Below are 13349 nucleotides of genomic sequence, written 5' to 3' on the forward strand. Positions count from 1 at the left end.
GCCGCCGCACCTGCTCTCGCACCGCCCTCCGCGGTCGAGCGCGCCCTGAGACCTGTCCCCACGCGCAAGGAGGCGCCGCATGTCCGCTCATCCGCATCCCCCCGGGTTCTCCCGGCGGCTGTTCCTCTCGGTGCCGCTCGCCGCGGCGTCCGCCGCCGCCCTCGCCTCCTGCGCCTCCTCCGGCGCCGGCGACGGAGTGACCACGCTCGACTTCTTCCAGTTCAAGGCGGAGGCGGTGGAGGACTTCGCGCGGATCATCCGCGAGTTCGAGGCGGCCAACCCGGACATCCGGGTCATCGCCAACAACGTGCCCGACCCCGACACGGCCATCCGCACCCTGCTCGTCAAGGACAAGGTGCCGGACGTGCTGACCCTGAACGGCAGCGGCTACTACGCCGACCTCGCGAAGGCCGGCGTTTTCCACGACTTCACCGGCGACGAGCTGGTCGAGCGGGTGAACCCGGCGGCCCTCGACATCCTCGCCGCCCTCGGCAGCTTCGAGGGGAAGGAGGTGAACGCGCTCGCCTTCGCGAACAACGCGGACGGGATCCTCTACAACCGCACGATCTTCGCCGAGAACGGGATCGAGGTGCCGACCACCTGGGACGAGCTGATCGCCGTCTGCGAGACGCTCACCGCCGCCGGGATCACTCCCTTCTACGGCGCCCTGCTCGACAACTGGACCGGCGCCCCCGCCTTCAACGCGCTCGGTGGGCAGCTGCAGCCGGACGGCTTCTTCGACGCGATGCGCGAGGAGGGAGCGGCGCTCGGCCCCGACTCCCCCGTCTCGTTCTCGAAGGACTACGCGACGACGATGGAGCGGCTCGGGCAGCTCTTCTCGTACACGCAGGAGGGCTCGTTCGGCCGCGGCTACGACGACGGCAACCAGGCCTTCGCCGCGGGCGAGGCGGCCATGTACCCGCAGGGCATCTGGGCGATCAACCCGGTGCGCACGAACAACCCGGACATCGACCTCGGCGTCTTCCCCTACCCGGTGCTCGACGACCCGGCGGACACGCGGGTCACCTCGGGCGTCGACGTGGCCGTCGCCATCGGCCGCGGCACTCCGAAGCTCGACGCGGCCCGCCGCTTCGTCGACTTCCTGCTGACCCCCGGAGTCGTCGAGCCGTACGTCGCGAGCCAGGCCGCCTTCTCGCCGCTGGTCGGCGCCGCACCCAACTCGGACCCCACGCTGGCCGAGCTGCAGCCCTACTTCGAGCAGGGACGGCTGATCGGCTTCGTCGACCACCAGATCCCCGCGAGCATCCCGCTCAACCCCACGCTCCAGGCGTTCCTCGCCAGCGGGGACGCCGACGCGGCGCTCCGGACCCTCGACAGTGAGTGGCGCAAAGTCGCGGCACGCACGACCAGGAAGTGACCCCATGACCACGACCACGACGGCCGCCGCGCAGGCGGTGGCGACCACTCCTCCGCCGCCCGCGCGCCGCAAGCGCACCATCGGCCGCACCTCGAAGACCTTCTACTGGATGACGGTCCCCGCCGTCCTGCTCTTCTTCGTGCTCCACACGGTCCCGGTCCTCACCGGAATCTTCTTCAGCTTCACGGACTACGCGGGCTACGGCTCGTGGGACCTGATCGGCGCCTCGAACTACCTCGCGCTCCTCCAGGACGACCGTGTCTGGAAGGCCTACGGGTTCACCTTCGGCTTCGCGATCGTGGCGACCGTGCTGGTGAACGTGATCTCGCTCGCCATCGCCGTCGCCCTCAACGCGCGGATCAGGTTCCAGACGGCGTTCCGCGGGATCTACTTCATCCCCTACGTGCTCTCGACCCTGGTCATCGGCTACGTGTTCCAGTACCTCTTCGCGAACTCGCTGCCGCAGATCCTCGGCGCGATCCCGGTGATCGGCGAGAACATTATCGCGAACGCCGACTGGGCGTGGGTGGCGATCGTGGTGCTGGCGGTCTGGCAGGCCTCGGCCTTCTCGATCATCATCTACCTCGCCGGACTCAAGACGATCCCGGGCGAGCTCTACGAGGCGACCTCGCTCGACGGAGCGGGGAGGTGGCGGCAGTTCACCTCGATCACGTTCCCGCTGATCGCCTCCTTCTTCACGATCAACATGGTCATCTCGATGAAGAACTTCCTCCGGGTGTTCGACCACATCATCGCCCTCACCAACGGCGGTCCCGGCACCTCGACGGAGTCGATCACGCTGCTGATCTACCGCGGCGGCTTCCAGGGCGGCGAGTACGCCTATCAGACGGCCAACGCCGTCCTCTACTTCCTCATCATCATCGTGGTCTCGCTGATCCAGTTCCGAGTCCTCAGCCGCAGAGAGGCGTCGTTCTGATGACATCGACCATCACCCCCACGACCGCGATCGCCCTCGGCGAGCCCGAGGGGCGGCGCCGGCCCTCCCGCGACACCTACCGGATCAACTGGTGGGCGACCGCGCTCATCGCGGTCTGCTCGCTGACGATCCTCCTGCCGCTCTACTTCGCCGTCGTGACCGCGCTGAAGACGCCCGACCAGCTCGGCGGCACCGGGTTCGAGCTGCCGACCTCGATCTCGTGGGGCAACTTCGCCGAGGCGTGGACGGCGACCCGCTTCCCGCAGGCCTTCGTGAACACCGCGCTGATCACGGTCGGAGCCGTCGTGCTGACGCTGTTCTCGAACTCGATGGTCGCCTACGCGGTCGCCCGGAACATGCACAGGCCGTTCTTCAAGGGCGTCTACTTCTACCTGCTCGCCGCGGTCTTCGTGCCGTTCCCGATCATCATGCTGCCGGTGGTGAAGGAGACGGCCCTGCTGGGCCTGGACAACCAGGCCGGGCTGATCCTGCTCTACGCCGTGTTCGGGCTCTCGATCAACACGTTCATCTACACGGCCTTCATCCGCTCGATCCCCATCGAGCTCGAGGAGGCGGCGCGCACCGACGGCGCCTCGACCTGGCGGACCTACTGGCAGGTGATCTTCCCGCTGCTCGGCCCGATGAACGCGACCGTCGGGATCCTGACCTGCGTGTGGGCGTGGAACGACTTCATCCTGCCGCTCGTGGTGCTCTCGGACCCGTCCGCCCGCACCCTGCCGCTGGCCGAGTACGTCTTCCAGGGGCAGTTCAACACGAACTACACCGTCGCCTTCGCGTCCTACCTGATGGCGATGGCGCCGCTGCTGATCGTGTACCTCTTCGCGCAGCGCTGGGTGGTCAGCGGAGTGATGCGCGGGTCGATCAAGTAGCGGTCGCGGCGAGCGCCGCCTCGAGCAGGTCCGTGAGCACGGTGCCGTGGGAGCCCGCGTCCTCCGGGTGCCACTGCACGCACCAGAGCGGCGCGGACTCGTGCTCGAGGGCCTCGACGGTGCCGTCGTCGGCGCGGCCGACCACGACGAGGCCCTCGCCCGGACGGTCGACGGCCTGGTGGTGGGAGCTGCGGACGACGAGCTCCGCGGCGCCGAGGATGCCGGCGAGGGCGCTGCCCGGCTCGAGCGCCACGCGGTGGTCGACCATCCCCGACAGGTGCTCGCCGGGGACCGACCGGCCGACATGACCCGCGCCGGGCAGGTGCTGCACGAGGTCGCCGCCGAGAGCGACGTTGACCAGCTGCATCCCGCGGCAGATCCCGACCAGCGGGGTCCGCGTCTCGACGGCCCGGCGGACGAGCGCGATCTGCGCGCGATCGGCGGCGGGGAAGGACTGGCCGCGGTGCGGGTCGTCGGGTCGGCCGCCGTAGAGGGACGGGTCGACGTCCTCCCCTCCGGTGACCACGACGGCGTCGGCGGCGGCGAGCCGGCGCTCGAGCTCGGCGGCGCCGGCCTGCTCGGCAGGGACGCGGTCGACCACGAAGCCCGCGGCGGTGGCGGCCGAGACGACGCTCGCGGTCAGCAGCTGCAGCTCGATCTCGAACTCGGGATCCTCGCGGCCGCCGTCGGCGACGTCGACGACGAGCAGGACGGGGCGGTCGGAGGCCATGCGGACATCGTGCCACCCGGCCGGCTCCTGCAGAACGTCGGCGGAGAGGAGGGCCTGTGCGTCGGCGGGCGAGGGACCGCGCTCTCGGCGTGCGTTCTGCAGGAGCCCGCAGACCTCTCCCGGGGTCTGGTCAGGATCCGATACCGCGATCTAGGATGTTCAGGTTCACATTCCGTGCGAAGACGCACACCTCCGCGGCCCTGCGGATCGTGCCTCGACGCCGCACCCGATCACGAGGGCCTAGCTGCATGAGACGATCACGATCGGCGGTGAGGACCGCTCTGGCGGTCGCGACCGTCGCCGCCACGGCGCTGCTCGGCGCCACGGTCCCCAGCTCCGCCTTCGGAGCCACCGAGACCCCGCTCCTCCACTACACGTTCGACACCGCCCCCACCGGCACCACGGTCGCCGACACCAGCGGCAACGGCTACAGCGCGACGCTGCGCGGCTCCGGAGCCCAGTTCCGCAACGGGCTCATCAGCCTCCCCGGCGGATCCGCCGCAGCCGCCCCCTACCTCGAGGTCCCCACCGCCGGCCTCGTCGGCAAGAAGGACCTGACCTTCTCCACCTGGCTCGCCCACAAGGGCGGCACGGGCAACGTCGCCGCCGCGTTCGTCGGAGCGCCCGTCGCCTCCGGCGCCTCGTTCTCCTCCGGCTACTGGCTGCTCAACCCGAGCAACCTCTCCGGCTACACCAAGTCGGTCGTCACCAACTCGGTCAACGCGGGCGCTCCCTACAACACCGAGGTCGGAGCCGGAGCGACGGGCACCCCGACCGTCGGCGCGCGCACCCCCTCGGGCCTCTCGCTCTACACGACCGTCATCGACGGCTCGACCGGCAAGCTCACCGTGTACGTCAACGGCGCGCAGATCTCGCAGAGCACAATCGCCCGCGACGTCTCCTCGTTCGGCCCGTCGCTCGTCGCGTACATCGCGCGCTCGACCTACAACGACCCGGGCTGGAACGGCGAGATGGACGACTTCGCCGTCTACGACAGCGCCCTCAGCAGCAGCTCCGTGCAGGCGCTCTACTCCTCGCAGGCCCTCGACCGCGCCGTCGCGTCGGTCACGGTGCCCACGGAGGCGACCGCCGGCTTCACGGTGCCCACCACCGCCAGCGGCGTCGGCATCACCTGGACGTCGAACAGCGCGGCCGTGGCCATCACCGGCGGCACCGCGACCGTCACGCGCCCCGCCGCGGGGCAGCCGGACGCCACCGCCACCCTCACCGCCACCTACAGGGTCGGCACCGAGACCCGCTCGGTCGACTACGCGGTGCGCGTCGCCGCGCAGCTGGACGACGCGACGAAGGTCCAGCGCGACCTCGCCGCGATCGCCATCCCGAACGTCGGCGACATCCGGACGAACGTCTCGGTGCCCACCACCGGCACGCTCGGCTCGAGCATCGCCTGGAGCGTCGTCAGCCCGAGCGGAGCGACCGTCCGCGACGGCAGCGCCGCCGGCACCCGCACCATCGACGTCGACCGCCCCGCGACCGGGAGCCCCGCGATCGACGTGGTCGTCCGCGCGACCGCGACCAGCGGATCCACCACCCGGACCCGCGACTTCACCCTCCGGGTGCAGCCGCTCCCCGCCGGCACCGACGACACCGAGGCGTACGTCTGGGCGTTCTTCACCGGAGAGGGCGACGGCGCCGAGCGCATCAGCCTCGCCGCCTCGAAGGGCAACGACGCGCTGAGCTGGAACACGCTGAACGGCGGCAAGCCGGTCTTCACCTCGAACCTGGGGACGATGGGCCTGCGCGACCCGTTCATCATCCGCTCGCACGAGGGCGACAAGTTCTTCATGCTCGCCACCGACCTGAAGATCGACGGGCTCCCCGGCGGCTTCGACACCGCGCAGAAGTCGGGCTCGAAGTACATCGAGGTCTGGGAGTCGACCGACCTGGTGAACTGGTCCGCCCAGCGCCACGTCAAGGTCTCCACCGACTTCGCCGGCAACACCTGGGCCCCCGAGGCGTACTGGGACGACGAGCTCCAGACCTACGTCGTCTTCTGGGCCTCGAACATGTACCCGACCACGAACACGGCCGATCGCGCCTCCGTCACCTACAACCAGATGATGTACGCGACGACCGAGGACTTCACCTCCTTCTCGGAGGCGAAGCCGTGGATCGACGTCAAGCGCGGCGCCGGCAAGGGCACCATCGACTCGACGGTCGCGAAGGACGGCGACACCTACTACCGCTTCACCAAGGACGAGGCGTCGATGACCCTCCGCGAGGAGAAGAGCACCGACCTGCTGGCCACCGTCTCGGGCTCGCTGCCCGGCACCGGCGGACCGGCGGACGAGTGGTCGCTGGTCAAGGAGAAGGTGGCCTCGGGCCTGCCCAACGGCGAGCCCGGGAAGACCTTCACCAGCGGTGAGGGCCCCAACGTCTTCCCCGCCAACGAGGGCGACGTGAACGGCCTCGACTGGTTCCTCTTCATCGACCAGCCGAACTACCACGACGGGCCGAACCACTACATCCCGTTCGGCACCGACGACCTCGCGAACGGCGACTCCTGGCAGCCGCTCGGAGCGAAGCTCCGCACGGGCCTGCCGCAGAACGCCGACGGCGGCAAGCCGCGCCACGGCACGGTCATCCCGGTGACGCGCTCCGAGTACCAGAAGGTGCTCGAGGGCTACGCCCCCGGCCTGGCCGTCGCCTCGGTCGCTCCGCTGACCGCGACGACCACGGTCGGCACCGCGCCGGTCCTGCCCCGCGCCACGATCACGACCGCCGCCGGCACCACCAGCACGGTCGACGTGGCCTGGGACGCCGTCGCGCCCGCCGCCTACGCCACGGCCGGGACCTTCACGGTCTCGGGCGTCGCGCAGGACGCGTCGCGCATGCCGGTGCAGGTCACGGTCACCGTGCAGTCCTCGCTGAAGGTGAGCGCGACCGCCACGTCGCGCTGCGTCGCCGGCAAGGTCGTGCTGACGGTCGTCGGCAGGAACGGAGACACGGTGCCGATGGACGTCTCGATCAGCACCCCGGAGGGCGTGAAGACGATCGCCGGCGTGAAGCCGGGCGCCTCCGGCTCCGCCGCGTTCACGGTGCGCTCGACGCAGCTCGCCGCGGGCGAGGCGACGGTCACCGGCACGGCCACGGTCGGCGGCAAGACCGTCACGGCCACGGCCACCGCGCCCTACAGCGCGCGCAGCTGCGGCTGACGCACGGCACTCCTCGGGAGCCCGTCGCACCTCACCGGTGCGGCGGGCTCCCGTCGTCGTGCGGGGGGAGCCGGGAAACCGCCCTGACGCCGAGACGCCGCCGCCTCGGCCGCGCTTCGACGGACGGCGCGGCGCCTCGTCACGCGGGCGGGCCCGGGGCGGCCCGCCCGGCGTCATCCGGCGACGGCTGCCTGTCCGGCTTCGAGCAGGTCGCGGACGCTGCGCGGCTCGCGTCCGAGGAGGCGCCCGAGCTCGGGACCGGTGCCCGCGAAGAAGCCGCGCTCGGCCGCCCGGTGCATCCCGAGGGTGAAGCGCACGAGGAACTCGGGCTGACCCGCCGCGACGCGCGCGGCGACCCACTCGTCGTCGCCGAGGACGCGCAGCTCGACGGGTCGCCCGCCGACCTCGGCCGCGATCCCGGCGATCTCCTCGAACGTCGGAGCCTCGGCCGCGGTCAGCGTGACCGGCCCGTCGTGCGGGCTCCCCGAGAGGAGGAGCCGGGCGGCCGCCTCCGACTCGTCCTCGCGGGCCGTCCACGAGACGCGACCGTCCGAGGGGACCTCGATCACGCCGGTCTCCCGCCACGGTCCGAGGAACAGACCCAGGCTGTGCGCGTAGAAGCCGTTGCGGAGCGACGTCCAGGCGAGTCCGGACTCGGCGAGCAGGCGCTCGGTCGCCGCGTGGTCCCGGCCCGGGCCGAAGGGGGTGTCGGCGGCGGCGCCCTGGTGGCTCGTGTAGAGGACCCGTCCGACTCCGGCCGCGACGGCCGCCTCGACGGCGGTGCGGTGCAGGGCGACGGCGTCGGCCCGCGGATCGCTCGAGGAGACGAGGAGCAGCTGATCCGCTCCGTCGAAGGCGGCCGGGAGGGAGGCGGGGTCGGCGTAGTCGCCGACGCGCACCTCCACTCCGCGCTCCGTGAAGCGGGCGGTCTTCGAGGCGTCGCGGGCGACGACGGCGATCCCGGAGGCGGGGACGGAGTCGAGGAGGTGGTCGACGGTGGCGCCGTTCAGAGCGCCGGTGGCACCGGTCACGATGATCATGGGGAGAGCCTTCCGATGAGGGGTATCAGCGATACCACGAGGAAGATAACCACGGAATTCCGCCGATAGCAACCGTGCGCTACCGTCGATACGTGACCAGCCCCACTCCTCCGACCGACACGCGCCTGCGCATCGTCGAGGCGGCCGCCGGCCTCCTCCGCGACGAGGGCCCCGCCGCCGTCACCACGCGAGCGGTCGCCCAGGCGGCCGGGCTGCAGGCCCCGGCGATCTACCGCCTCTTCGGCGACAAGGACGGCCTGCTCGAGGCGGTCGCGGAGCACGTGCTGGCCACCTGGGTCGACTCCAAAGCGCGGACGGTCGAGGCGGCCGTCGCCGGGGGCGTCGACCCGGTCGAGGACCTGCGCGCGGGCTGGGCCGCGCAGGTGGAGTTCGGCCTAGCCAACCCCGCGCTCTTCCGCCTCCTCAGCGATCCGGGCCGCGCCTCCGGATCGCCGGCCGCCCTCTCCGGGCGGCGGGTCCTCGCCGCCCGCGTGCAGCGCGTGGCCGCCGAGGGCCGCCTCCGCGTGCCGGAGGAGCGCGCCGTCGGCCTCATCCAGGCGGCGGGCACCGGCGTGGTCACCACCCTGCTCTCCACCCCCGCCGCCGACCGCGACCCCGGTCTCGCCGATGCCGCGCTCGACAGCGTGCTCGCGGGGATCCTCGCCGACCCGCCCTCCCCCGGCGACGGCGGGCGGCTCACCGCCCTCGTCGGCGTCCGGGCCCTCGCACCGGAGCTCGCCGGCCTCACGCCCGCGGAGCGCCTGCTGCTCGCGGACTGGCTCGACCGCGCCCTCGCGGCGGCCGCGCTGGAGTGACGGGCACGCAGGAGTGACGGGCGCGCAGGAGTGACGGGCGCGCTTCCACCACAGGAGCGACGAGCGCCGTCCCGCCGCGGAAACGAAGGCGCCTCCGTCCCGCAGAGACGCGGGCTTCGCGGCTAGGCGCGCTTGCCGTCGGGCGGGAGGATCGACGCCTGGATGAGCGGCACGGGGAAAGGAGGGCATGTTGAAGCTGTGGAGCGCGTCGAACGCGTTCCTCTACCTCGGCAGCGTCAAGGAGAACGACTTCCTGCAGAACGTCTCCGAGCTCGTCGGTGACTACGACCGCGAAACGATCTCCGCCAGCTACAACAAGGGCGTCCGCTCGACCTCGACCGCCTTGAAGCGCGAACGGATCCTGACCGTGGACGAGCTCGGAGCGATGCCCCGCGGCCGCGCCGTGATGCTCTCCACCGGATCGAGGGCCGCGCTGCTGCGCACCGTGCCCTGGTACGAGGGCACGAAGGAGAAAGTCGCAGCGATCAAGGCATCCATCGCCGCCCACGACCCCGCGACCGCCCCAGAACATGGCGCCGAGCCGACTCCCGTCGCGGCGACGTCGGCGCAGCCGGTCGTGACCGGCGCCGAGCCGGTCGGCGCGTCCGTCGAGCCGGACCCGGCGATTGATCTCGCGGCGTCGATGCGGGCTCTGATGGAGAACGAGGACGCCAAGCGAGGGGAGACGCAGCGTGGCTGACGATGATCCGCTCGCGGGCGGAGACGTGCAAGAGGCTGCGGGCCTCTCAGCCGCCGTCGACGGAGAGGGCGACACCGCGGCCGCATCGATGCTCGGCGCGTTCGACGTCGACGCGATCGCCGCGAGAGAGGTCGCGGACGTCATCACCGGGATCATCGCCGGGATGACGAAGGAAGCCTTGGAACGAGCACTGACGCCCGAGCGGGTCGAGCTGATGCAGGCCCGCGCCGAAGCGGCCGTGCAGCGCTCGTTCGAAGAGGACTCCGCCCCGACCCTCGTCTACGGATCCGCGGACGAGTGGCTGCGGAAGTACTGGCGCTACACGTACCGCCGCCGCGTCTCCGCCAAAGGTCAGGGAACCGGACGCTGGCGCGCCGACTGGTGGACCGTCGATGAGGCCGTGCAACGCATCGAAGCGCTCTGGCGCAGCTGGGAAGCATCCCGCCTCGACGCAGGACTCGGGATCAGCGCCTGGTGGATCAACCACGCCGAACCACACATGGCCGCCCTGCTATCCACAGACGGACCGTTCACGGGAGCGACAGACGAGAACCTGCCGGGCGAACCGTTGCCTTACAGGACCCCGCCCGTCGGAATGTTCGACACCGATATTCAGATCTAGTAGAAGCGGTTCCAGCCCCTCCCCGAAGGGCATCGATCTTGGCAATCTGCTCACTTCCGGGCCGGTTCCGGCGCGGGGTGAGCGGGCGCGGCCTGCGCGACGTATCGGAGGCTCACGGCTACCGGACCAGCCACCTCGACATGCATGCGAAGGTGCTGCTCTCCATACGGATCCGTTCGCGACGTCACCGGCCAGTCCTCGCGCCGGGTCGCTGCGCCGGTGGGGCGTCGGTCAGTGGACGGGGCACGCCGAGCGGTGTGCGCTCGGAGACGTGTTCTCGGGCGCGGACCGGCTCGTCGCTGACGAATGTGCTTGTGCTACGCGCTGCGGCGGGAGATGAGCGAGTGCTCGACGACGATCTCGCTCGGGTGCGCCGGAGGGCCGTTCCGGATGCGCTGAGCGAGGAGGTCGACGGCCGTCTTGGCGATCTGGCGGCTGCCGGGATCGATCGTAGTGAGGGCGGGTATCGCGTAGGCGGCGGCGGTGACGTTGTCGAAGCCGACGACGGCGATGTCCTCCGGTACGCGGATGCCGCGAACGTGCAGTGCGTGCAGTGCCCCGAAGGCCAGGGTGTCGTTGAAGCAGAAGACGGCGTCCAGAGGGACGCGGGAGTCGAGCAGCTGCGTCATCGCGACGGCGCCGTCGGCGTGGTGCCACTCGGTGGCGACCGCGACGAGGGCGGGGTCGAACGGGATCGCGTTCGCCTCGAGGGCACCGCGGTATCCGTCTAAGCGGAGTGCTGCGGCGCTGACGGATCCGCCGGCGGGGTTGCTGCCGATCGCGGCGATGCGCCGGTGTTGGCGGTCGATCAGGTACTGCGTGGCGGTGGCCGCGGCGGCTGTGTTCGCCATGGTCACGTGATCGACCGGGCCGTCGAAGATCCTGTCGCCCAGGAGAACGAGTGGGCGGTCCCCGACGAGTACTTTCTCGTCTCCGGGGCCGAGTGCGTGGGGCTGGAAGATCAGTCCGTCCGACAGCTGGCGGCTGGAGCCGGAGAGGACGGCGATCTCGGCGTCTCTGCGCGCTCCGGTCTGCTGGATGATCACGGTCCAGCTGTGCCGCTCGGCCTCCGACATGATGACCGTCGCGAGCTGGCCGAAGTACTCGATCGCGAGATCCGGGATCGCGAGGGTGATGAGCCCGGTCTGGCCGGTGCGCAGTCCGCGCGCGGAGACGTTGAGTTGGTATCCGAGATCGCGGACTGCCTTGAGGACGAGATCGCGGGTCTCGGGTCTGACGTTGGCGTTGCCGCTGAGCACGTTGGAGACCGTGCGAGCGGTGACGCCTGCAGCAGCGCCGACATCGGCCATGGTCACCGGGCGGGTTCGCGATCGCGGCATCGGCATCATCCCTCCCATGAGCGTTCCCCGATCATCCCAGGTCGACGGTCGGCGAGAGGCGCACGGTCACCCAGGCGATGGCGGGGATCCGGAGCGAGAGGACGCCGTCGGTCAGCGCTACGGCGAGGGGCCGCGGAGTGACGGTGTCGGGGAGCTCCGCCGAGTTCGTCGCGAAGGGGTTCTCGTGTCTGAGGATCAGCGCCTCCGTCACGGTGAGGGCGGAGAACGCGATGAGGTCGATCGTGGTCTCCGTGGCGCCGTCGGTCGCGCGGTTGACGATCATCAGGTCGAGAGATCCGTCGGCGTGCGCCGCTGCGGCGAAGGCGAGGACGGGAGCGGAGTCTTCGCCCTCTCCCGTGCTGTCCGCCTCGACGACGGTCCGGAGCGCGGTGGCGCCGGCGGAGCGCCGGGCCTGGGCGAACGGCCAGAAGGTGCTCTGCCGCCAAGCGGGGCCGTCCGGTTCGGTCATGATCGGACCGATGACGTTCACCAGCTGAGCCATGCTCGCCGCACGCACGATGTCGGCTCTGTTGATCATGCTGATGAGCATGTCGCCCACGACGACGGCGTCCGCTGCCGTGTATCGGTCCTCGAGGAGCCGGGGCGCCTCCTCCCATTCGAGCCCTCCGGCGACGCGCTCGTCGTGCGCGACGAAGTCCCACACGTTCCACTCGTCGAAGGAGATGGCGATCGGACGCTCCGATCGCGTCTGTGCACGCACCTGTCCGATCGTGTCGGCGATGGCGGTGATGAAGCGGTCCATCGCGACGCCGGAGGCCAGGAACGCGGGAAGGTCGCCGTCGTAGCGGAAGTACTGGTGGCACGACACGAAGTCGACGTGCTCCATCGTGTGCAGCAGCACCTCCTGCTCCCAGGCTCCGAAGGTGGCCATCCGATCGTTCGAGCTGCCGCAGACGATCAGTTCGAGGTCGGGGTCGAGTGCGCGCATGGCGGCGGCGGTGCGGGCGGCGAGACGCCCGTACTCGCCGGCGGTCAGGTGGCCGATCTGCCACGGCCCGTCCATCTCGTTGCCGATGCACCACAGCCGGATGCCGTGCGCCTCGTCGGCGCCGTTCGCGCGCCGCTCGTCCGAGAGAGTCGTGCCGCCGGGGTGGTTCGCGTACTCCAGCAGGTGCAGGGCCGAGCGGATCCCGTCGGTCCCGAGGTTCAGCGCCATCATCGGCTCGACGCCCGCCGCCCGGCACCAGCGGACGAACTCGTCGATCCCGAAGCGGTTCGGCTCGACGGTGTGCCAGGCCGGATCGAGCCGGACGGGACGATTCTCGACCGGACCGATGCCGTCGCGCCAGTCGTACGCCGAGACGAAGTTGCCGCCCGGGTAGCGGACGGTCGTGACTCCGAGCTCCTCGACGAGCGCGAGGACGTCGGTGCGGAATCCGTCGGCGTCGGCGCTCTCGTGCGAAGGATCGAGCAAGCCGCCGTAGACGCCTCGGCCCAGGTGCTCCACGAACGATCCGAAGAGCCGCGAATCGATCGTCCCGACCGTGAAGGCGGGGTGCACGATGCCGTGCGCTCGGTGGACGGGGTGCGAGGTCATGGCCGTTCCGTTTCATCGATGAACTGGTGCGCACAGTATGCACGCCTCGACCAGCGCACCGCGATATGACCGGGTGAATCGCGGATATTGACGGAGGCGGCCCGGCGGCTCTACTATCGCCGACAGCGGTCCTCGATTTCATCGATGAAATGCCTGGCACCAG

Annotated in this window: 11 protein-coding genes; 7 read left to right on the forward strand and 4 right to left on the reverse strand. The window is 70.8% G+C overall.

The features are described from left to right. The first annotated feature begins 79 nt into the window (after window positions 1-79). The 3 genes from C5C69_RS05575 to C5C69_RS05585 are packed head-to-tail and all read left to right on the forward strand — an operon-like array spanning window position 80 to window position 3205. Complete coding sequence (locus tag C5C69_RS05575; protein ID WP_104257458.1) at window positions 80-1378, forward strand: ABC transporter substrate-binding protein; 1299 nt, start codon at window positions 80-82, stop codon at window positions 1376-1378. A gap of 4 nt (window positions 1379-1382) precedes the next feature. Continuing rightward, a complete protein-coding gene (locus C5C69_RS05580) occupies window positions 1383-2315 on the forward strand; it encodes a carbohydrate ABC transporter permease (protein ID WP_104257459.1) in 933 nt (310 codons plus the stop codon). Next, window positions 2315-3205, forward strand: a complete 891-nt coding sequence (locus C5C69_RS05585) for a carbohydrate ABC transporter permease (protein ID WP_347877594.1) — start codon at window positions 2315-2317, stop codon at window positions 3203-3205. The genes C5C69_RS05580 and C5C69_RS05585 overlap by 1 nt, the downstream gene beginning before the upstream one ends. Here C5C69_RS05585 and C5C69_RS05590 read toward each other — a convergent pair. Then, on the reverse strand, window positions 3198-3935 hold the full coding sequence (locus C5C69_RS05590) for a gamma-glutamyl-gamma-aminobutyrate hydrolase family protein (RefSeq protein ID WP_104257460.1): 738 nt from the start codon (window positions 3933-3935) through the stop codon (window positions 3198-3200). The genes C5C69_RS05585 and C5C69_RS05590 overlap by 8 nt on opposite strands. Before the next feature lie 269 nt (window positions 3936-4204). Between C5C69_RS05590 and C5C69_RS05595 the strand changes: the two genes are divergently transcribed. After that, window positions 4205-7111: an immunoglobulin-like domain-containing protein gene (locus C5C69_RS05595; RefSeq protein ID WP_181127021.1), complete on the forward strand. Its 2907-nt coding sequence runs from the start codon at window positions 4205-4207 to the stop codon at window positions 7109-7111. Between the two features lie 173 nt (window positions 7112-7284). Here the strand turns inward: C5C69_RS05595 and C5C69_RS05600 are convergent, their stop codons facing one another. After that, entirely contained in the window at window positions 7285-8151 is an 867-nt protein-coding gene (locus C5C69_RS05600; RefSeq protein ID WP_104257462.1) for an NAD(P)H-binding protein, read from the reverse strand. A gap of 92 nt (window positions 8152-8243) precedes the next feature. Here C5C69_RS05600 and C5C69_RS05605 point away from each other — a divergent pair, with 92 nt between their 5' ends. The 3 genes from C5C69_RS05605 (at window position 8244) to C5C69_RS17115 (ending at window position 10288) form a co-directional block, all read left to right on the forward strand. Beyond that, complete coding sequence (locus C5C69_RS05605) at window positions 8244-8966, forward strand: TetR/AcrR family transcriptional regulator (RefSeq protein WP_104257463.1); 723 nt, start codon at window positions 8244-8246, stop codon at window positions 8964-8966. Between the two features lie 187 nt (window positions 8967-9153). After that, on the forward strand, window positions 9154-9666 hold the full coding sequence (locus tag C5C69_RS05610) for a TraM recognition domain-containing protein (protein ID WP_104257464.1): 513 nt from the start codon (window positions 9154-9156) through the stop codon (window positions 9664-9666). Then, window positions 9659-10288, forward strand: coding sequence for a DUF4913 domain-containing protein (locus C5C69_RS17115; RefSeq protein ID WP_219812343.1), 630 nt, complete (start codon window positions 9659-9661; stop codon window positions 10286-10288). Before C5C69_RS05610 ends, C5C69_RS17115 begins: the two co-directional genes overlap by 8 nt. A gap of 317 nt (window positions 10289-10605) precedes the next feature. Here C5C69_RS17115 and C5C69_RS05620 read toward each other — a convergent pair whose 3' ends face one another. Together C5C69_RS05620 and C5C69_RS05625 are read right to left on the reverse strand one after the other, a co-directional pair. Then, a complete protein-coding gene (locus C5C69_RS05620; protein WP_104257515.1) occupies window positions 10606-11628 on the reverse strand; it encodes a LacI family DNA-binding transcriptional regulator in 1023 nt (340 codons plus the stop codon). A gap of 31 nt (window positions 11629-11659) precedes the next feature. Then, window positions 11660-13186, reverse strand: a complete 1527-nt coding sequence (locus C5C69_RS05625; RefSeq protein WP_104257465.1) for an alpha-N-arabinofuranosidase — start codon at window positions 13184-13186, stop codon at window positions 11660-11662. Window positions 13187-13349: the final 163 nt, after the last annotated feature.

It is taken from the genome of Rathayibacter sp. AY1C7, from assembly GCF_002931865.1.
Classification (GTDB): domain Bacteria; phylum Actinomycetota; class Actinomycetes; order Actinomycetales; family Microbacteriaceae; genus Rathayibacter.